Annotated in this window: 1 protein-coding gene; it reads left to right on the forward strand. The window is 37.8% G+C overall.

Going from position 1 to position 286, the window contains the following annotated elements; genetic code table 11:
- Nucleotides 1-286, forward strand: a 286-nt coding sequence (locus ACSG5Z_RS31830) for an AMP-binding enzyme (protein WP_435712946.1), incomplete at both ends; no start/stop codon positions are given.

A 286-nucleotide genomic window follows, 5' to 3' on the forward strand; every position in this document is an offset into this window, starting at 1 on the left:
ATAGATGACCAAGTGAAAATTCGTGGTTTCCGAATTGAATTGGGAGAAATAGAAGCTGTTTTGCAGGCGCATTCTTCTGTGAAAGAAGCAGTTGTATTGGTACGAGAGGATAATCAAGGCGATATGAGATTAGTAGCTTATGTAGTTGGTGAAGGAAGTGTCCATGAATGGCGAGAATATCTACAAACACATTTACCTAATTACATGGTTCCAACAAACTTTATTGAGATGGTATTTTTACCACTTACACCGAATGGAAAACTTGATTTGAAGGCATTGCCTATAC

It is taken from the genome of Bacillus pretiosus, from assembly GCF_051294775.1.
Taxonomy (GTDB): domain Bacteria; phylum Bacillota; class Bacilli; order Bacillales; family Bacillaceae_G; genus Bacillus_A; species Bacillus_A wiedmannii.